Annotated in this window: 15 protein-coding genes; 9 read left to right on the top strand and 6 right to left on the bottom strand. The window is 41.0% G+C overall.

What is annotated here, in order from left to right:
• Positions 1-448: 448 nt before the first annotated feature.
• Entirely contained in the window at positions 449-2,596 is a 2,148-nt protein-coding gene (locus G343_RS0100330; protein ID WP_020006133.1) for a hypothetical protein, read from the bottom strand.
• A gap of 55 nt (positions 2,597-2,651) precedes the next feature.
• Positions 2,652-4,247 carry a hypothetical protein gene (locus tag G343_RS0100325; protein WP_020006132.1) on the bottom strand — a complete coding sequence of 532 codons (1,596 nt, stop codon included), beginning with the start codon at positions 4,245-4,247 and terminating at the stop codon, positions 2,652-2,654.
• Positions 4,248-4,789: 542 nt separating this feature from the next.
• Here G343_RS0100325 and G343_RS0100320 point away from each other — a divergent pair.
• From G343_RS0100320 to G343_RS0100290, 7 genes are all read left to right on the top strand, one after another.
• Complete coding sequence (locus G343_RS0100320) at positions 4,790-6,217, top strand: hypothetical protein (protein WP_156823540.1); 1,428 nt, start codon at positions 4,790-4,792, stop codon at positions 6,215-6,217.
• 288 nt (positions 6,218-6,505) lie between these two features.
• A complete protein-coding gene (locus G343_RS0100315; protein ID WP_020006130.1) occupies positions 6,506-8,836 on the top strand; it encodes an acyltransferase family protein in 2,331 nt (776 codons plus the stop codon).
• 236 nt (positions 8,837-9,072) lie between these two features.
• Positions 9,073-10,521, top strand: a complete 1,449-nt coding sequence (locus G343_RS0100310; RefSeq protein WP_020006129.1) for a sodium:solute symporter family protein — start codon at positions 9,073-9,075, stop codon at positions 10,519-10,521.
• On the top strand, positions 10,514-12,118 hold the full coding sequence (locus G343_RS0100305; RefSeq protein WP_020006128.1) for an amidohydrolase: 1,605 nt from the start codon (positions 10,514-10,516) through the stop codon (positions 12,116-12,118). Before G343_RS0100310 ends, G343_RS0100305 begins: the two co-directional genes overlap by 8 nt.
• 65 nt (positions 12,119-12,183) lie before the next feature.
• Positions 12,184-12,312, top strand: a complete 129-nt coding sequence (locus G343_RS15800; protein ID WP_020006127.1) for a hypothetical protein — start codon at positions 12,184-12,186, stop codon at positions 12,310-12,312.
• 134 nt (positions 12,313-12,446) lie between these two features.
• Positions 12,447-12,992 (top strand): hypothetical protein, encoded by a 546-nt coding sequence (locus G343_RS14890; RefSeq protein ID WP_020006126.1) that lies wholly within the window; start codon positions 12,447-12,449, stop codon positions 12,990-12,992.
• Between the two features lie 37 nt (positions 12,993-13,029).
• The gene (locus G343_RS0100290; protein ID WP_245541914.1) at positions 13,030-13,848 is read left to right on the top strand and encodes a tyrosine-protein phosphatase; all 819 of its coding nucleotides are present in this window, start codon (positions 13,030-13,032) and stop codon (positions 13,846-13,848) included.
• A gap of 175 nt (positions 13,849-14,023) precedes the next feature.
• Here the strand turns inward: G343_RS0100290 and G343_RS0100280 are convergent, their stop codons facing one another.
• The 4 genes from G343_RS0100280 to G343_RS0100265 are packed head-to-tail and all read right to left on the bottom strand — an operon-like array spanning position 14,024 to position 18,262.
• Positions 14,024-14,800, bottom strand: a complete 777-nt coding sequence (locus G343_RS0100280; protein ID WP_020006123.1) for a WecB/TagA/CpsF family glycosyltransferase — start codon at positions 14,798-14,800, stop codon at positions 14,024-14,026.
• Positions 14,801-14,845: 45 nt separating this feature from the next.
• Positions 14,846-16,201: a teichoic acids export ABC transporter ATP-binding subunit TagH gene (gene tagH, locus G343_RS15875; RefSeq protein WP_020006122.1), complete on the bottom strand. Its 1,356-nt coding sequence runs from the start codon at positions 16,199-16,201 to the stop codon at positions 14,846-14,848.
• A gap of 12 nt (positions 16,202-16,213) precedes the next feature.
• Positions 16,214-17,035: an ABC transporter permease gene (locus G343_RS0100270; protein ID WP_020006121.1), complete on the bottom strand. Its 822-nt coding sequence runs from the start codon at positions 17,033-17,035 to the stop codon at positions 16,214-16,216.
• Positions 17,036-17,068: 33 nt separating this feature from the next.
• Positions 17,069-18,262, bottom strand: coding sequence for a CDP-glycerol glycerophosphotransferase family protein (locus G343_RS0100265; protein ID WP_020006120.1), 1,194 nt, complete (start codon positions 18,260-18,262; stop codon positions 17,069-17,071).
• 147 nt (positions 18,263-18,409) lie between these two features.
• Between G343_RS0100265 and tagD the strand changes: the two genes are divergently transcribed.
• The gene (gene tagD / locus G343_RS0100260; RefSeq protein WP_020006119.1) at positions 18,410-18,838 is read left to right on the top strand and encodes a glycerol-3-phosphate cytidylyltransferase; all 429 of its coding nucleotides are present in this window, start codon (positions 18,410-18,412) and stop codon (positions 18,836-18,838) included.
• Positions 18,831-20,012, top strand: coding sequence for a CDP-glycerol glycerophosphotransferase family protein (locus G343_RS0100255; RefSeq protein ID WP_020006118.1), 1,182 nt, complete (start codon positions 18,831-18,833; stop codon positions 20,010-20,012). The genes tagD and G343_RS0100255 overlap by 8 nt, the downstream gene beginning before the upstream one ends.
• Positions 20,013-20,237: the final 225 nt, after the last annotated feature.

Raw genomic sequence — 20,237 nt, 5'->3', positions numbered from 1 at the left:
CAGTGAATGCCATTACTTATACTGAAAGTAATGGATTGGTCGAAGGCAACGTCAACCGGCTGAAAACCGTGAAAAGAATGATGTATGCTCGTGCCGAGTTTGAACTATTGCGGCAACGGATGCTTTACAAAGTGATCTGATTTTAAAAATTGATTGTGGCATTAACGAAATACATACGCGTACATTCACCAAGTTAGCGTAAGAGCCATTTTAATGTTGCCGTTAACATCTGAATAAAGTGCTGCGCACGATTGCTATTCTCAGCTAACCGTATCGAGGCGGCCCATGTCACTCGAATTTTAGGCGTGCGGGTGAGTCATGATACACTGCTACCTCTGATTCAGACAACAGAAATGCCAAAGGTCCACAGCCCCTTTTGTCGGTTTTGACGATAGGCCACCGATATGGCATTCTGATTTGTGATGCAGTTGACTCGTCATCCTACAGATTAATATTTATGAATGATGTCAGCAGTAGGTGAAGTAGAGGTGATTTTAACGGACTGCGGTTTGCTCTGTCGTACTTCATTTAACTCAAGAACTGTCAATTTCGGCGAATTACTATAATTTACTGTAACTTCTTTTTCCATTTTTAAACTTATAGTAATAGTATCTTTAGGAGTGAGATTAAATATATTCAAGCTATTTTTACCGTCCCATTGAGACAATCTTTGAGTAAGTACCACTTCATCATTAACTAGAATTTCACACCAAGCCTCATAATCTATATGATATTCCCCTTTCAGAACTAGTTCTAATAAACCGAATTCATTATTAAACGTATGTTTAACTTCTGCATAATAAATATCTGATGAAATATATGAATCAATATAAAGAGTATTTTGTTTAACAACTTGTACCATATATTTCTCGTCTTCATTGCCACTGGTGAATTCATTAAAGTATCTTTCAATACCATCTTTTCTTTCTTTAATCTTTTCAGACATAATATCTATATTTTCTAAATTCATACTCCTTATTTTATCTAAACTATTTTTTATTTTCTGATTTTCACTAAAAGGAAACTTTTTCAATCCGGAAATTCTTTCCTGGATTCTCTCAGAACTTTTTCTGCTCTGTTTTATTAAATCATTATAGCTGTCCGACTGATTTTCAACTTGCTCCAATAAACTCTTATTATTTTCATATAAATTTGATATTTCGTTTTTCCCATAAAAATTTAACACAGGATAATTCCTATTTATTAATTCAGCAAAAACATAATTTTCTTTTCTTTGTTTAAAATCAAATGATAATGTTATATCTATAATTGCCCTTAAATTATAGGGACTAAAAGTTTCAAAACAGACATCTGTCTCATTCATAATCTCTGAATGCCACCTGCCCATACGATTTTCCCAATAGAAAAGTTCCATTTTATGATAATCATAAGTCTCATCATCTAAATGTAAATCATTTATTCCCTGATCTGTAAAGCTTTCCACATCTAAATGATAGTTCTCTAAGTCATTTTTATTAAGTCTATTGAAGGTATTGATATAATACGATCTTAATCGTTCAACCGTATTAGGAGTGTTCTTAGGTGGTAGCACAATAGCCCTTCCAATTTCATGTAAGTTAGATCTTATATGTAGGGCATTTTCTCCTGGAAAGAATGTTTTATAAATTCTTAAAAAACCTGTATTATGCTTATTGACAATATTTTTAAAAACGACTTCTCTATCTTTATCAGAGAGTTTTTTCGGAACTTCTTCAGCGATTATAAATCGATGATTTAATGGAACATCACTTAATAATTCTCTTACTTTATAGCCGTCATTCAGCATTAGATTTTTATTTTTATCTTGTTCCTCATTCTTTTGATGAGTCGTATAAGTAAAAAAGTCAATATTATCAATTTTATCTTTGAACATAGCTAAAGAAACTCTACTATCCCATCCTCCCGTAATAGAGAAAGCAAATTGGTTAAACTTAGAAAAATAGTAAGCATATTGGTTTTTCCACATGTTTTCTATTAACTCAAATCTTTCATTCTCCTCTAAATGAGTGTATTTATTATCTGACCTTGGAAAGAACCTCTTAGTCTCTTTTTTGAAAAAATCCAAATAGAGGTTTGGAGTTAACGCTTTAATATTTTGATATGGAGAATGATTCCAATTTATTTTATAAGCTTGGATATTATTGGCAACTTCATCTGCTGTATGTTCACACACATCATTGATGAAATGTGCATGGCTTGAAACAATATTATTATTTAGAGTGTAATAGACAGATCTAGTACTACTTGCGTCTGGATAAAATCTTATATCATTTGAGTTGCCTATGATTATAACATATCGGCCAGCAAGAAAATCTAATGCATTGAGGAATGCAGAATAATTTTCTTTATAATTACTTAATAAGTACTGCGCTAAATCTTTTCTTTTCAATTCTTTTTTCGGCTCAACGTATGTAAAGTGTCCATGGATTATAACAAAATATTGATCATCTTCAAGGTAGTGGTTATCCACATCATTTGATTTATAATAATAAAATGAGTCCAAAACTTTTTTTTCAGAATAATAATCAGGGACTTTATCTGTCTTAAAATCAGTAAACAGAAAGCCTCTTGGATAAAGTTTAAATTTCAGTTCCATATAAACGACCCTTTCAGTAGAAAAATTTTCAAGTTATTACTAATTCTCTTTATACTCAGGAGTTTTGATTAAGTATCACATAAGCTTCTGGTTTTCCAAAGCTAACGATATCAGATGATTTAAGCATAGCTATATCATCAACTTTCCATGTATGACTAGCTTCGTCAGCACCTCTATACACACACATTTCAAAGGGATGGCCTACATAAATAGTCCCGCCAATTTCGTTAACACGTCTCAATAAGTCAGTATCAACCGCTTTAGGTAAATCACTAAACATCAGTTCTTTAATAATTTTCGAATCTACCATTATAGTAGCGCCCATAATGAAGTCATCGTATTGATAATATTGATTGATATTCCTCCGAGCAATTAAATCATCTTCTTCAAAATAATAATACCCATCTGACTTTCCAGTCACTTCTGCATCACTGTACTTTAGGGCCAACCATTGATCAAATAAATAATAATCCAAATAGTAATCATCATCGTCCACTTTTGCCATTACTGGTTTTGTACTCAACTTAATGCATTTATTTAGACAAACACCTAAAGAATTTTCCGATTCCATATATAAAACGTTTATAGGATGAACGCTTTTATTTTTTAGTTCATCCATTTCCTGATCACTCAATTCAAAACCATGTGTAACTAAATTGAGTTCCAGTTTGACTTCTTTTTGGGCGTTCATTTGATTTATATAAATACCCAGATTTTCCTTCCTGTTGGTGGATGTCATTACACTGATCTCAGGTTCTATAATAGAGCTTGCCCTATTTTTAATAAATGTATATAAATCATCACGCAATAAAAAAGTATTGTTTTTTAAAACTTCTCTCTGGCTATTTAGTGATTGTTTAAAACAATAAATATCACTATTCACTAGTACGCGAAGTTTAGAGGTGTTATTTTTATCATCTTTCGAATTATATCCGTATTTTGGTATGTAATTAAAAGTATAATCAAAAATCACATATGTACTATTCAAAAATGCTATTAGCTCTATAAATTCTAATGTAACTTCATCTAACTTGTCTGTTTTACATATATAAAGAACTTTCGATTTTTTTATAAAACTGAATAATTTAGTTAAAAGTCTTCTGCTAATTGGGCCTTCTGATATAATTGAAAAATCTGGATCATGCGTTTTATTATAAAGTTTTACTTCCGGTGAAGCGTTCAATTTACCTACATTAAAATATATAATATCTTTATTCTTTTGAGAATTAATCGGATTGTAATTGTCAGTATTTATTAAGAGTGGTACTTCAATCCTTCCTTCTCTAAATTCGTAATCATTAATTTCTGGATTTATTTTTATCAAAAAATATTGTTTAAATACAGAACTTACTTCAAGGGTAGTATTTTGTATTACAACCAAATTAATGTCGGTATTTTTTAAATAGTTAACTATATGGCCTCTATTTTTCCGATACCAATCATGATCTCTTTCATATAAATCGTTGTCTATAAAAATAGTGTCAATATCATACAACTCAATTTCTTCTATGTAATTCTCATGCGATAATAATTTTGTATTAAATGACTGACTTAAAAATTGCTCACTCAATACAGTTGTTATCAACCCCACACTATTATTTGTGGCAAATTCTTCCCAATTTCTATGTACTAAAGCATTTTGATTTCTCAACAGTCTTTTCCTCCATGTAATTGTATTATGATTGAATGAATTATAACTAGATAGTATTATTTAATTTGATGAAAATCTGAAAGTAGTTAGCTTTTAAATGGATGTAAATCTATTAAGTACATCAATTTCTAATTTAATATATTTTAAATTAAAATTGTAAACGTATATTTTTTACATAGCCTTCTTTAAATTCTAACATATAAATTATACTACATTGTACCTACTTTGCTATTATTAATTTACACAACCTTTAAAAAGTTTAGAAGAAAATGATATAGAAATTCAAGGATTATATATAATTAACTACTTTAACGGAAAATTAGGTCACAGCCCGATCCCTAAATCTGAAACTATAAGAAGAATTGAACAAATATTGCAAAACAATTTAAATTTCAAAATGTAGAACTGATATGATTGGATAAAGTTGAAGAATGGTTTAGAGTAATTATAGTATGGTTAGTGGGAATTTTTTATTTAGTTATATATTAACTCGTTTAAGAATAATGATTAAAGAAATATTAAAGAAATCGAGGTATTTTTATATGGACAAAGCATATTTGAGTCAGACATTTTGCCTAAGCAAGTTTTCGCTGAAAAATCATGCATTACTTGACAGGCATATCTCATTGAACCATTCACATTTATATTATGATTCAGATACTAAAATACTAAGCTATGATAGCAGAGACTACACCATTAGACTTATTGGTTACATACTGGATATCAGAGATGAAGAGATGCAAGAAAATGATATACTGACAAATCTGTTAAGGAAATATGAAATTGATCGTAATCATTTTGAAAAAGAGCTTAGTTTTATGAATGGTAGATTCATAATAATTTTTGACAGTGAAGCTGATACTGCAGTCTATTCGGATGCGACAGTAATGAAACCGATATTTTATTGGAATAATGAAATTTTAGGTTCTCATGAAATACTAATTAAAGAAATTTTAAACGATGAATATGAAATGAATTTAAATGAAAGAAACTTTAGAATGAATGGCTTCTTGGATTTTACAACGACAGATAATATTTTTAAGTTCAATCCTAATTTATATTTTTCATTCAGAGGAAATAGCTTTAAAAGATTTTATCCTGACAAAAATATTGAAATTAAAGCATTCGATGAGATTTTTAACAATACAATACAGTACTATGAAACACAGGTAAAATGGTTGGATAATCATTATGAGAAAATTTATCAGTCTCTAACTGGTGGCTTTGACTCCAAGCTTTCGTTAGCTGTAAACAAGCCTTTATTGGATAAGACCGAATATTTTACCTATATGCTTCATTTTGATAAAAATCAAGCATATGAAGATATGAATAAATTTCGAAAGATTTATTATAAGGATAAATATATTGTTGAGCGATTAGTTTATAATTTCAATTTAAATCACAGGTTTTTTTATTTTAACGACTATAAACCGCCTCAGGAAATTTTTGAAAAATTAAGCACTCATTTAAGCTCAAAACATTCATATCCTCTGAGCTACCTAACAGATAAAGAGTTTGAAGATGATTCAATTCATTTAAAATCAACTCTATTCGAATTGGTTAAATTGAATTATTCTAAATCGGCAAATAAGGAGCAAATTGTTGAAGCTATAAAGCATTGGGCTCCGAAAGAAATTAGAGATGATTCAGAATCTCTTTTAAAAATGTATGAAGGTTATTATGAAAGAAACCACTTGAACGAAGCGATTTCAAAAAACATTAATCTTCTTACGTTATTATACTGGGAATTTAGAATGGGAAACTGGCATAGTAATATCACTCAGGAAACTGATAGAACTCAAGAAACTTTTGTATTCATCAATAATAGGTTCATGTTAGATCAATTTATGAGTCTCTCAAATGAAGATAAGAAAAGTAAAAAATATCTTGTTGAGGTGATTGACTATTTTTGGCCGGCATTAAATTATTTCATTCCGAATAGTTTTAATACTCTTGACGATAAAAGATAATCTTAATTTAAAATTTAATTGTATAGTCAATCAGTTAAAATACGAAATAAATTTAATATGAGTAGATATATTGGATGAAAACTCTGATGTACTGAGCAAAATAATACTTGCATAATATCAGAAGTATCATAAAGGAAGCAGGCATGTGGGTAAGAGGAAAATAGTTTTAAAGTTAGTAATGACAAATTGTTAAGAAATGAACTGTTTGGTTCCTGAATGCAGAAGTAATAGACTATAAAATGGTAAATAAGTAATACAATATGTTTGGATTTGAGAGAGGTATATTAATTGGAAATTAAAAAGCAGTACAGACCGGAAATTGAAGGCTTGAGGTTGATTGCCGCTTTACTGGTAGCGATTTATCATATCTGGATGATGCGTGTTTCTGGCGGCGTCGATGTTTTCTTTGTAGTTTCCGGTTTTCTTATAACGACATCATTACTTTCTAAATATGCAAAGGATGGATACATAAAATTCTTTACTTTCATATCAGGGTTGTTAAAACGGCTCCTGCCACAGGCACTGACAGTGCTAATTTTTGTAACAGTGGCAGGCTATTTTATATTGCCGGAAGTCAGACATTTGGACACGATCAAAGAAATATTTGCTTCATTGTTTTATTATGAAAACTGGCAGTTGGCAATGACAGGGACCGATTACCTGGATCAAAACAATGTCAAAAGCCCGGTTCAGCATTTCTGGGCAATGTCAATTCAGGGGCAGTTTTATATCATATGGTTCCTGATTATTTCCGCAACAATATTCGTCTATAACAAGACCAAATTTGAAATGAAAAATATACTGCTAACAATTTTCATCGTGTTATTTGCAGTGTCATTATCTTATTCTATCTACCTTACCGAGGTAAACCAGCCTTGGGCCTATTTCGACACGCGTACAAGAGTATGGGAATTTACTGTAGGCGGCATACTTATGATGTATATATATAAAATAAAATTGCCTGCTTTTATAAGTACTTTTATCGGCTGGGCGGGTATGATTGCTCTGATGAGTACTGGACTAATAATGGATGTCGGGGCAAGCTTTCCGAGTTACATTGCCTTGTGGCCGGTTACTGCTGCGATATTCGTTATGCTTGCTGGACAAAACCCGGCTCAATTCGGTGTAGAAAAATTTCTGGGTAGCAGGCCGATGATATACCTGGGCGGTTTGAGTTACGGATTGTATTTATGGCACTGGCCATTGCTGAGCTTTTACTATGTCATCTTTGATACTACGGATGTGGGGTTAGTACACGGAGTAATAATTATTCTGCTGTCATTACTCTTGAGTTATGTCACAACGAAGTTTATCGAAAAACCAATCAACGCATTTATAAAGGAAAAGAAGTTTACTCTTAGATCATTTTCACCAATTATAGCAATGGCAGGCGTGCTAATTGTTTTAGCTGCAGGCTGGCTGACATATAATCAATATCAGAGCTCATACGCATCAAGCTTTGTAAATGATAATGAGTATCCGGGCGCTATGGCAAATACAGAAGCTGTTAATGAATTTGAACCGAAAGATCCAATACCTGACTTAGCTGCAGTGAAAGATGATAAAGCAGAACCATATGAGGATGGCTGTCATATTGGACCTGGTACTACAGAAGTAGAAATCTGTGAGTATGGAGAAGTTGAATCCCCCGATTACACTGTGGCAGTGGTAGGCGGCTCTAAGTCAACCCACTGGTTGCCAAGTTTGCGGTCTTTTGCAGAGGAAGAATCGATAAAAGTTTTAAACGTTACTAAAAGCGGGTGTCTATTTTCGCTGAGTGACAATCAAGAGGCAGATTGTAATGAATGGAATAGAAATGTGGTTGATGAAGTCGCCGCAGAGAACCCTGATTTAATAGTGACTTTAGCCGACAGCGCTCATAATCCAGAATCAGTGCCTGAAGGCTTTTTGAAACAATTCGAAAAAGCGGAAGAGTACAATATCCCAATTTTAGCGATACGGGATACACCACACTTTGGCAAAGATATTCCAGAATGCTTGAGTGCAAATGGTATAAATACAGAAGAATGTAATATAGACAGAGATGAAATGTACCCGGACCCTTCAGCCTGGGAGAAGCTTGATAATCCGCCGACAAATGTACATTATGCAGATTACACAGATTATGTATGTAACGGGGAAGAATGCTCGCCTGTTATCGGTAATGTGATTGCTTATCTGGACGGCAGCCATATGACAGCGACATTCAGTAGGACATTAGGCCCAATTATTCATAATGATGTGATTGAAATTTTAGGTAATACACAATCTGACGAAACAGAATCAGCAACAGAAAGCAGTACAGAGCAGTCGGCTGACTCTGGTTCAGAAGATAGTAATCTGCTTGAAAATACAAGTACAGAGCCAGGATGGATTAACTTTTCAGGTGAAAGTGGCGGCAATCCTGAATATGTTACAACTTCTCCTATCGAATACAACCCAGATAAAGAATATGAGTTAAACGAAGGGGCATATATTGCCTATTATAATGGGGACGAGTTTCTAGAAACAGTCCAGAAGGAAAATGCAAGTACACTTGAGGCGGTACCAGAAGCAGATCATATCAGAATCAGTTATCATGAGTCATTTGAAGAAAAGCTTGAACTTACTGAAAAATGATTACCATCCGGTGACTAGCTTCAATCGCCATATATTGAAAAAGGTTGATCCGTATTTGCTGATGATTTTTGTAATGAAGATCTGGAAATAGAATTCAATATTCAAGGAAAACATTTGCGAGAAGAATTGACTTATATAGATCTCGGGATTATGAAATGATTCAGTATATATTCTGACTTTATAAAATTTTCAGGTATGGGTATAATGAGAGAAACTGATTTCAGAGGAGACGGACAATGTTTTGGTATATCGCTTACTTCGTTTTATATTTCGGGGCCATGCTGGGCGTGGCCCTGTATTATTATTTTAGGATCAAAACTTATGAAGACTATATGATCGGTTCGTGGAGCACTGGTTTTTGGAAGATTACCGGAACGATCATCAGCACCAATGCAGGGGCTGCTGTATTTATCGGCTGGGTAGGGCTCGGTTTTACTGTCGGCCTTTCTGGATACTTCAAATTTGCGCTTGTGGCATACATATTCAGTCTGCTGCTTGTCATACTTTTTGCCAAACCGCTAAGGAGACAGAAGTTGTTTACGCTTGCTGATCTGTTTACTGTCAGGTTTGGCGGAAAAACTGGGATTATTCCTTCTATTATCTCGGCATTTGTATACTCTGTACCGACAATGGCACTGCAATTGATCGGTATGTCCACAGTATTCAATATCACTATGGGGTGGGAGTTGAATACCGGTCTGATCGTCAGTACAATACTGATCCTTGCCTTTTCCATTTTAGGCGGCTTGCCGGCAACAATCATTACAGATGCAGTGCAGGCGCTGATCATCATATTCGGGCTCATTGTTCTTACAGTGACCATCATCATGCATGTGGGCGGACTGGGTGAACTGATTGCCAGCACACCGTTTGAATACTTGAGCCCGGTCAGTCAGGAAGGTCTTTCAGATACTCTTCTGTACGCATTATCCGTTGGACCGTTTTATCTGGTATGGCAGTCCACTTGGCAGCGTATTTTTGCGGCTAAAGATGAAGAAACGGCATTGAAAGCAGGCATCATTGGTCATGTGATTGTTGCTGTCGTTGCATTTCTCCCGTTCTTAATCGGGGCATCCGCCCGACAGTTTGTGGATTTGAATATGTCTCAGGATCTGGTGTTCTCCTATGTAACGAATGAACTGCTGCCCGCGCCAGTTGCCGGAATCATATTTGTAGCGTTGTTAGCTGCATTGATGACTGGAGCGACATCATTCAATCTGCAGGGCGCAAGTAACCTGACAAGGGACTTCTATCAGGTCCTCATCAACCCTCAAGCGTCGAATAAAAAACTGTTACTGGCTTCACGGCTGACTGTGGTATTCATCACTTTACTTGGTCTCGGTGCCGCGGCTTTTGTTACCAATATCAACGATGCTTACAGATGGGCATTGATGGTTAATGGTGTGGTCCTGGTCTTCCCATTCCTGGCGATCATGTTCTGGAGACGGGTGACAAAAAAGGCAGTACTGATCACCATGCTGAGTTCATTCGCCTTTATCATCATCTATCCATTGACGGGTCTGCCGTTTGATCAGGCGCTTGCCGGCTACGTATTTTCATTTGCAGTGCTGATCATTACCAGCCTGCTGACCGCTCATGATCAGTCGGAGCTGGTGCAGACGGCGATGAAACATAAACTGGCAAAAGATGAATCGATGATAAAGGAGCAAAAATCTGATGTTTGAAAGGATAATTAATGCAAACGTCATTGATGTGATCAATGGCAAACCGTTTTTGGCCGCATTGGAAATTGAGAATGGCAGAGTTACGAGTATTGCTGGACAGACGGAATGGACAGAAGATGAACAGGCGCTTGATCTCAAGGGGAAATATCTGTCTCCAGGGTTCATTGATACCCATAGTCATCTGATCACTTACAGTTCATTCCGCAAACAATTGGATTGTTCCCCGGAGAACGTTGGAAGCATCAGTGAAATCATTGAAAAATTTAAGGCTGATCAAAACCAACTGCTGGTAGACGGCTGGTTGAGAGGGTACGGCTACAACGAATATGAACTGGATGAAGGCAGGCACCCTGACCGGTTTGATCTCGACCGGATTTCCACTGAAATCCCAATCTATATCCAGCATAATTCAGCGCACATGGGGACAGTAAATACGAAAGCTCTTGAACTGATTGGTGTTGGATTGGATGAAGCGGATCCAAAGGGCGGCCGGTACGGCAGGGATGAAAATGGGCAGGTCAATGGCGGATTGTTTGAGTTTCCAGCCATGGCGAAACTCATGGCGATTTTGTCTGATGCCGACAGCACCATGCTGGCTGAAAATATCGAAGCGGGCGCCCAAGATTATCTTTCAAAAGGCATTACCAACACGACAGAAATGTTTGTCGGTATGCTTGCCGGAGAAACGGATTACAAAGGTCTGCTTAAATATTTGGAAAAACCGCAGAAAATCAGAACGCGATGGGCAATCGACTATAATATGCTGCAAAATATGCCGGAGCTTAAAGACGCTACAGCGCAGGAACTGGAAAAGAAATTTGAAACACTAAGCAATGGCTACAGCACACTTGAAGGGGCAAAGTTTTTCAGTGACGGTTCCATCCAGCTGAATACCGCCTCCATCCGCGGCGATTACTATAATGGCGCCCCATCGGATGAGCTGCAGCTGGAGCAGGATGCGCTGGAGGCATTGTATCACGAATTCCAGGCACGCGGTTTCCCCCTCATTACCCACGCCAATGGTGACTATGCAGCCAGAACCGTGATAGAAGCTTACAAGAATACCAGGAGCACGAAAACAACAGAGGTAATGAACCGGGTGGAACATATCCAGACAGTCACCCCCCAAGATATACAGGAGATGGTGGACAATAACATCGGCGGATCATTTTTCTCCAACCATTTATATTATTTTGGAGACATCCACAAGAATTATTCACTTGGACCTGAGAGAGTGCAGGATATGAACCCGGTCAGGTGGGCGGAGGATCAAGGCATGACGTTCACCATTCATTCAGACTGTCCCGTGACCGATGTATCCCCGCTCGGTTCGATGAAAATCGTCACAGAACGAAAAACAAGAAACGGTGAAATCCTTGGACAGCATCAGAAACTCTCCCGAGCAGAAGCATACAGGAAAATGACAATTGACGCCGCAAAGTTAAACGGCACAGAGGGAGATGAAGGCAGTATAGAGGAAGGTAAATTGGCAGATTTTGTTGTACTGAAACAAAACCCATTGGATGAAACTGTCATGCTTGATGATGGACTGGTAGAACAGACAATCGTTGCAGGAGAAGTTGTTTTTAAAAAATAAATTGAATTGTTGTATCCATAATGATGTTGTTGAAATCGTTACCCTGAGCCGATCTGGATATACTCATGAAAGATGAAGCAGTATACGCACGGACCGCAGACATCGGCAGCAGGGTGGTGGATGCTTTTTTTAATAAGCAAATGGCTCTGGACCGGCTCTTCAGTGTGTATGAAATCGTGGGACAGAAAAGGTAAGAAGCGCGGGGAGCTGGATGTGATATAATAGATTCGAGTATGTGTGAGTGTCTGTGTGCGTGGGTGCGCGGTATTTGCTGAGGGTTTTCGCAATGAAGCTTTGCAAATCGATGTGAATGGAAGGATGGCTGACATTGGCTGAAAATAATTTTGAACAGAAGGTCTTGCAGTTACTTGAGGGTATGAATCAGCGTTTTGAGAAAATGGACCAGCGATTTGATGCTATTGACCAACGGTTTGAGGTCATTGACCAACGATTTGATGCTATAGACCGACGTTTTGAGAAAATGGATCGACGGTTTAAATCTATTGACCAACGGTTTGAGGTCATTGATCAACGATTTGAATCTATGGATCAACGGTTTGAAACGATAGACCGACGTTTTGAATCCATAGAAAATCGCTTTGAGAAAATTGACCAGCGGTTTGAAACAATGGAGCATCGGCTCGACGACATGGATCGCCGAATGACGGAAGAATTTGAGGAAGCCAGACAGGCACGGGCCAGCCTGGGGCAAAAACTGGATATGATTCAAGCGCAAGTGGTTTACAATTCTGAAAGAAATACGGAGCTTGCGGAGATTAAGGAAGAGCAGAAGTATTACAAGTATAAGATCACAGAGCACGATAAAGAAATTTTTACAATCAAAGAGAAACTCAAAGGGGAGTCAACAGAATAAAGTCGTGTTCTAAGTCATCGGATTTTTATTCCCCCAAATGGCACGTCGTTTCGTGAATCCGTTCCAAAATGCTATGATGGGAATGTATCATATTATAATTTTGGAGATGAATGATGTAATGATTGATATCCATAACCATCTGCTGATGAATGTGGATGATGGTCCGCAGTCGGAGGATGAAGTCTTGAATCTGCTGCACCAGGCGATTGACCAGGGCATCACGCATATCATGGTCACGCCGCATCACTATGCAGGGCACTATATGACACCGAAATCAACAGTGATTGAGAAGCTTCAGGAGATCGACAAGCTGATTGAGGACAACAATCTGTCTGTGAACGTGCATCATGGTCAGGAAATCCGCATCAATGAGCATATTGTCAAAGATCTGAGACGCGGCTTTGATACTTCATTAAATGATTCGCGGTACGTGCTTGTGGAAATGCCTTTTGATGCGCTGCCGCCGTTTTATGAGACGGTGATTGACGAAATCATCGAAGCGGGATATACGCCGGTGATCGCCCATCCGGAACGCTGCGCGGAAATCGCCAGTAATCCGGAACTTCTATATCAGCTGGTCAATAAAGGCGCGCTTGCCCAGGTGACAGCTGCGTCTGTATCGGGAGATTTTGGGGAATTCCAGGAGACGGCGTTCAAGATGATCGAAAGCAACTTGATCCATGTCGTGGCGAGTGATGCCCACCATGCCGAGGTCAGACCGTTCATGCTGAGAGAAGCGTTTAAGATCATCGATGAAAAGCTCGGGGAAGATTATGCCGAGACCCTAAGAGATAATGCCCAAAAAATTTTCGAAGATGTGCCGATAACGACGCGCCAGCCGGAACGGATCAAATGAATTATGACGGGACGCAGCGGCAGGACTTAATATTTCACAAAGAAGACTTCCAGTATTTTGAGATGATCAGACTCAAAATACTGGAAGTCTTATTTTCGTCATTATGAAAGTTTAATACGGCGTGACGTCCATCAAAAGGGTCGGAGACAGGGCTTATATGTATGCCGCCCCTGCCTCATCTGGGTTTTTTCTTGTATATGCCGAAAAATTTCAAAATGCGTCCGATCACCGGTATGTGGAGCAGCATGAATTCAGCGACTTTCATCACCCGTCTGATCCGTTTGGGGTCCTTGATCAGGCGGTACAGCCATTCCATCTGCAGTCTGATCCATATTTTGGGTGCACGTTTTGCTTTGCCTGCCAATACGTCAAAACTGCCCCCGACACCCATGAATACACCTTTATCAAATTTTGAGAGGTGGTCGAGGATCCAGGTTTCCTGGCGCTGCATCCCCAGAGCCACCAGCACGATGTCCGGCTGCGTGCTGTGCACATAGCGGGGAATCGATGCATCACGCATATCGAAGAACCCGTGATGTCTGCCGACGATGTTGAGGCCGGGGAACTTCTTTTTGGCATTTTCCACGGCCTGTCTGCTGGTTTCTTCCTCCGCCCCCAGGAAAAACACCCGGTAACCATTTTCCGCTGCATGGGAAAGCATTCTGTACATCACACCAATGCCGCTGATCCGTTCGGGCAGGGGATTCCCCATGAGTCTGGATGCGTTGATGATACCGATGCCGTCCCCGAGCACATAATCTGAATGCTGCACCACTTCCTTGAAATCCGGATGATCCCGCGTTTCGATGACGAATTCCGGGTTGGCCGTGACGATGAAACATTTTTCTTCATGCGCCAGACACGGATATACGGTTTTATTCAAAAATTCTTCGTTCGTCGTATGGATAAAGTCGATATCCATGAGCGTTGCTGTGTCATAGTGACCCGGCATCGCGTTCACCTCTCTTCTTTGATTAATAAAAACCGGCGGCGTCTGTCAGCCGTCTGAACGGTCTGTTTCGTCTTCGCCGATGACATGATCCTGATGGATCCACACCGGTGTCTCTTCACCTTCAATGATCCCCCTGTACCATATATTGCTGCCGACCAGTACGGTTTCATCCACCTGGAAGGTGCGGCCGGCATGATGTTCCAGTGATTCGTGGATGTACTGCTTTTGGCCGCCCCATGGCTCTGAGGCCGCAAAGCCCCCGCCCAGCAGGGTGAATGTCTTCTTATCATGCTCAACGAAAGTATGCGCATGTGAGCTGGTTTCTTCCGACCGGATCCAGCCGACGACCCCGTCGCGGGCGCTCGGCTTTGTGCTGAGCAGGTAGTAGTTTTCAAAGTGATAGGTGGATTCGCGTTTGACATAATAGACCTTATTTTTATATTTCTGCGGGGGTTTTGTATTTTCATCACTGTCGGGTGACTCGTAGATCTCTGTGCTGTCGCCCTTCAGATGGGCGAGCCGGCTGACCGGCCGGATGGAGTAGGTATGGGAGCCTTCCAGGGTCTCCTCATCTTCCAGCAGCAGCAGGTTGCCGTACTGCTTATAATGATCGGTGCCGGTATCCCGCTGCATGACCTTTTGCCGGTAGTGGTTCCGTTCCTCTCTGGTCATGGACTGCCATTTGGTCAGGAAAGCTTCATAGAGCGGGATGACGTCCTTGACTTCGCCGAATGCTTTGACCCGTCCGAACTCCAGCCACAGAATCTTGTCACAGAAGTTCTTCACCTGTCGGATGGAGTGGCTGACGAAGATAATCGTCTTGCCCTGGTGCTTGAATTCCATCATTTTCTGCAGGCTCTTCTCAGCAAATGCCTTGTCTCCGACGGATAATGCTTCATCAATGATGACGACATCCGGGTCCACATTGACACTGATCGCAAATCCGAGGCGGGACTTCATGCCGCTGGAGTAGGACTTGACCGGCATGTCTATGAAATTCTCAAGCTCGGAAAACTCGATGATATGCGGCTCCAGCTCCTTGATCTCTGGCTTAGAGAAGCCGAGCATCAGACATTTCAATTCGATGTTGTCCCGCCCGGTGAGGTCTTCATCCAGTCCGGCGGCGACGGCGATCAGCGCCGTCTGGCCGTTGACGAGTACCTCGCCGCCCGATTCGGGCACGATGCCGGCGATGATGTTGGACAGTGTGGACTTGCCCGAACCGTTGATGCCGATAAAGCCGACGACATCGCCTTTATCCGCCTCGAAATTGACGCCGTTTAAGGCATAGAATGGTTTGCCGTGGCCGCGCGGACTGAGGAGATCTGTAATCCGCTCCTTCTGGCTACTGTACATCTTATACTTTTTGGATACATTTCTCGTGATAATTGTTTTTGTCATGCGAAACCCCTCTTATAGATAATCAATGAAATTCCGTCTGAACGTTACGTGCAGCTTCGAACCGATCAGGATCATGACGAAGATGAGCCCCCAGAAGTAGAGGGTATATTCCCAATGCGTCACAATGTACCACTCTGTGCCGAAGAACACGGCCCGGTACCCTTCGATGAGATAGACGAGCGGGTTCAGCTGCATGAGCTGCATCAGCAGCGGGAAGTCTGACAGCAGCGTGAGCGGCCAGAGCACCCCTGAGAGATACAGCAGCATGCGCAGCAGCGAGTTGAGCAGCAGATGGACATCCCGCACCAGTGTGGAGAGCGTGGATGTGATCAGTGCAAACGAGAAAATCAGTGCATACGTGCCGAAGATGAAATAGATCAGCTGGATATAGTAGATATTGATGTAGTATCCGGCGATCTGCAGGACGATAAATGCCAGCGTCAGCAGCAGGATATGCGTATTGAATTTGGAGAATATCGCAATATTCGGTATGGCACTGAGCGGGAAGTTCATCTTGGACAGCATTTTCAACCGGGTGTAGATGGATTTCGAGCCTTCGATGCTCGAGCGGAAGAAAAATGTCCATACGATGAAGCCGATCGCCATCCAATAGAAGAACGGCACTTCCATGCCGCCCATTTCAATCGGTTCACGCTGTCTCAGCGTACTGAAGACGAACCAGTAGATGAGGATGCTGATGACCGGTGTGAGCACTTCCCACACAATGCCTAAATAATTGTTTTTGTTTCTGCTTTTGATATCATACATCGACAATCGTCTGATGAGATAAAAGTTCTTAAACTGTTCCTTTAATACAATCCATAGTGATTTCATTTTTTCACAACCATTTCATCCATCGGTGTTGGATTATACATTCTTTTCTTCTAAATGACGAATGATTTCCTCACTCACCCGCTGCGATGCCCGGCCGTCCTCGAGGTCGCAGAATCTCTCCCGGAAGCCATCGATGTCGTACGTCCGGTTGAAGTTTTGCGGGTCACTGGTTTTGATCGCCCGGATGAGCCCTTCGGTCGTTTTGACCAGCGGCCCGGGTGCCTTTTCCTCGAAATCCAGGTAGAAGCCGCGGAGTTTGTCCCGGTAATTGTCGATATCATACACATAGAATATCATGGGCCGTCCGAGGTTTGCATAATCGAAGAACACGGAGGAGTAGTCTGTGATGAGGATGTCGGCCATCACATAGAGTTCACGGATATCCTCATGTTTTGAGACGTCGTGCAGGAAACCATCGTATGGACTGAGATCCAGCTGTTCTGCCACCAGGTAATGCAGCTTGAGAATAATGATGTAATCGTCCCCCAGTGCCTCAAACATCCGCTCGGTATCGAACTGGAGGTCGAATCTGTACCTGCCTTTGGCATGGAAGCTGTCGTCGCGCCATGTCGGCGCGTAGAGGATGATCTTTTTGTCCAACGGCAGCCCGAGCCGTTTTTTAAGCGTGATGATTGTATTTATATCATTCCCTGTGGATAAAAAATCATTCCGCGGATAGCCCGTTTCAAGTATTTTACCATTAAATCCGAATGCGCGCCTGAAAATATCGGTTGAATAACGGTTCGGTGATATGAGATAGTCCCATTTAGCGGCTTCGGTGGTGAAATTCTGCTTATATTTCTGTGTATCTGTGCCCGGCATATGTACGGTGGTGATATCCGTGCCGAGTTTTTTCAGCGGCGTCCCATGCCATGTCTGCAGATAAGTCGTCCCTCTCGGTTTTGGTATCCACAGCGGCAGGCGGCTGTTGGTGATCCACAGCGCCGCCCGGTTCATATGGAACATCCAGGCCGGGCTGAAACGTTTGACGCAGGGGACGCCGTGATGTCTGAAAATTGCTGTGCTGCTGCCGTCTGCGCTCCACAGCAGTTTGTACTCCGGATGGTGCCGGGCCATATATTCATAGAGGGCCCGCGGGTTGTCACTGTACTGCCGGCCGAGGAAGCTTTCGAACATGATCAGTCGAGGATCCGTCCCAAGGGTTTTGCCGCAGAGCCAAAACAGTATTCTGTAGATGCGGAAGGCAGTTTTTTTAATGAATTTCATGCGATTCACACCTAATTATTATATTTTTTATATGAAACATGTTATAATCAGTTAATAATCTTTACGGAAAATTAATCTAACCTTTACAATGATACCATGTGTACCTTTTGCCATTATACAAAAGATATACAAGGAGGACACGAAAAAATGAAAAATATAACTCAATTAAAAACAAAAGCACTCAGAAAAGTAATCACTTACGGTACATTCGATCTGATCCACATGGGGCACATCAATCTGCTGCGTCGCGCCAAATCACGCGGAGACTATCTGATTGTAGCCGTTTCGACAGATGAATTCAACCGTTTGAAGCATAAAGACGCCTATTATTCCTTTGAGGACAGAAAGGCCATACTCGAAGCCATCGAGTATGTCGATGAAGTCATTCCGGAAAACACATGGAATCAGAAGATCAAAGATGTTGAGGCACATGGTGTCGATATATTTGTCATGGGCGATGACTGGAAAGGTGAATTTGATTTCCTTAAAGATTATTGCGATGTTGTTTATCTCCCGAGAACACAAGGCGTATCCACCACGAAAACGCGGGAAGATCTAGCGCAGAAACATGGCTAAGGATATTGTTGTGAACCTGTATGTATTCGTTTCCAGGGTCATCTTCACACTCTGCAGCGTATTTCCGGTGCAGCACAAAACGGTGATGATCGCCTCATTCGGGGACAACATACAGTTTGTGATGGACGAAGTACAAAAACGTACTTCGTCCAAAATCATTGTGTTGCGGGATCACAAGTGCAGGTACCGGTTTGAGGGGACTGGCGAAGATAATTGCATCAATTTTAAAACTTCAAACATTCCGGGAACCCTCAGAGGCATCTATCATCTGGCCACCTCGGAATTTGTGTTTGTCGACAATTATCAGGTCGTATTGGCCGCCTGTAATTTCAAAGACCGGACGACATGCATCCAGCTGTGGCATGCCAACGGGGCGGTGAAACTGTTCGGTTTCAAAGACAAGAACACGATCAGGCGGACGGCTGCTTCACACCGGCGTTTCAAGAAAGTATACAGCCGATTTCACAAAATCGTGGTCAGTTCCGATCACATGGGTGCAATCTTCGAGAAAGCATTCGATGCGGGTGAAGAGAACCTGCTTAAAACGGGCATCCCTCGCACCGATTTCTTTTATTCACAGGGAAGGATGGACAGGGCGGCGGAAAAGATGCAGGCGCAGATGCCCCAGCTCAGGGGCAGGAAAGTGATGCTCTACGCCCCAACCTTCAGGGATAAAGGCTCTGTCGAGCTTGAAGACATCAAGCGGGACGTACAAAAACTGGAACAGGCCTTTTCCGACGAGTACCATCTGCTGCTGCGCGTGCATCCGTCCGTCCGGTTCGAAGGGTATGAAAACAATTCCTTCGCCACCAACGTATCGTACGGGCAGGATATTTTTGAACTTCTGGCTATCACTGACCTCCTCATCACAGACTATTCATCCATCCCGTTTGAATTCGCTATCCTGGGGCGGCCCATGGTGTTCTTCGCGTACGATTTGAAAGCATATGAAGCCAGTCCCGGCATCTGGTTCGACTATGAAACATTCGTCCCCGGACCGGTCGTTTATACCGCCGAAGAAATGATCGACACCATCAGAAAAGAAGACTTTAAAGAAGAGAAAATCCTGTTGTTTGATGAAACATGGAACAAATACGCAGACGGGTGGGCAACAGAAAAACTGGTCAAATATTTATATGAAGGAAAGCAGCAGGAGGCGGGCAGATCTCTCTAAGATCTGACACCTGCTGCTTTTTTGTGGATTTGTGGGGATGGGGTGACGGTGGCGGTGGCGGTGGCCATCGTATCAGATGACAGTTATAAGGTTGATGCCGGATATTGTTGTGGTTCAGCCAACGCCGCGTAAGAGCGAATCCGTGCTGTTGTAGTGCAGACAACGCCGCGTAAGAGCGGATCCGTGCTGTTGTTGTGCAGACAACGCCGCGTAAGAGCGGATCCG

This window comes from Salinicoccus albus DSM 19776, assembly GCF_000385175.1.
GTDB lineage: Bacteria > Bacillota > Bacilli > Staphylococcales > Salinicoccaceae > Salinicoccus > Salinicoccus albus.
Note: the sequence above shows the minus strand (reverse complement) of the source record. Positions and strands in the feature narration are given on the sequence as shown.

Excerpts from the sequence above, each read along its gene's own strand:
- G343_RS0100330 (WP_020006133.1), bottom strand. The coding sequence starts at position 2,596 with ATGGAACTGAAATTTAAACTTTATCCAAGAGGCTTTCTGTTTACTGAT.
- G343_RS0100320 (WP_156823540.1), top strand. The coding sequence starts at position 4,790 with ATGGACAAAGCATATTTGAGTCAGACATTTTGCCTAAGCAAGTTTTCG.
- G343_RS0100310 (WP_020006129.1), top strand. The coding sequence starts at position 9,073 with ATGTTTTGGTATATCGCTTACTTCGTTTTATATTTCGGGGCCATGCTG.
- G343_RS0100305 (WP_020006128.1), top strand. The coding sequence starts at position 10,514 with ATGTTTGAAAGGATAATTAATGCAAACGTCATTGATGTGATCAATGGC.
- G343_RS15800 (WP_020006127.1), top strand. The coding sequence starts at position 12,184 with ATGAAAGATGAAGCAGTATACGCACGGACCGCAGACATCGGCAGCAGG.
- G343_RS0100290 (WP_245541914.1), top strand. The coding sequence starts at position 13,030 with ATGGCACGTCGTTTCGTGAATCCGTTCCAAAATGCTATGATGGGAATG.
- G343_RS0100280 (WP_020006123.1), bottom strand. The coding sequence starts at position 14,800 with ATGCCGGGTCACTATGACACAGCAACGCTCATGGATATCGACTTTATC.
- tagH (WP_020006122.1), bottom strand. The coding sequence starts at position 16,201 with ATGACAAAAACAATTATCACGAGAAATGTATCCAAAAAGTATAAGATG.
- G343_RS0100270 (WP_020006121.1), bottom strand. The coding sequence starts at position 17,035 with ATGAAATCACTATGGATTGTATTAAAGGAACAGTTTAAGAACTTTTAT.
- G343_RS0100265 (WP_020006120.1), bottom strand. The coding sequence starts at position 18,262 with ATGAAATTCATTAAAAAAACTGCCTTCCGCATCTACAGAATACTGTTT.
- tagD (WP_020006119.1), top strand. The coding sequence starts at position 18,410 with ATGAAAAATATAACTCAATTAAAAACAAAAGCACTCAGAAAAGTAATC.
- G343_RS0100255 (WP_020006118.1), top strand. The coding sequence starts at position 18,831 with ATGGCTAAGGATATTGTTGTGAACCTGTATGTATTCGTTTCCAGGGTC.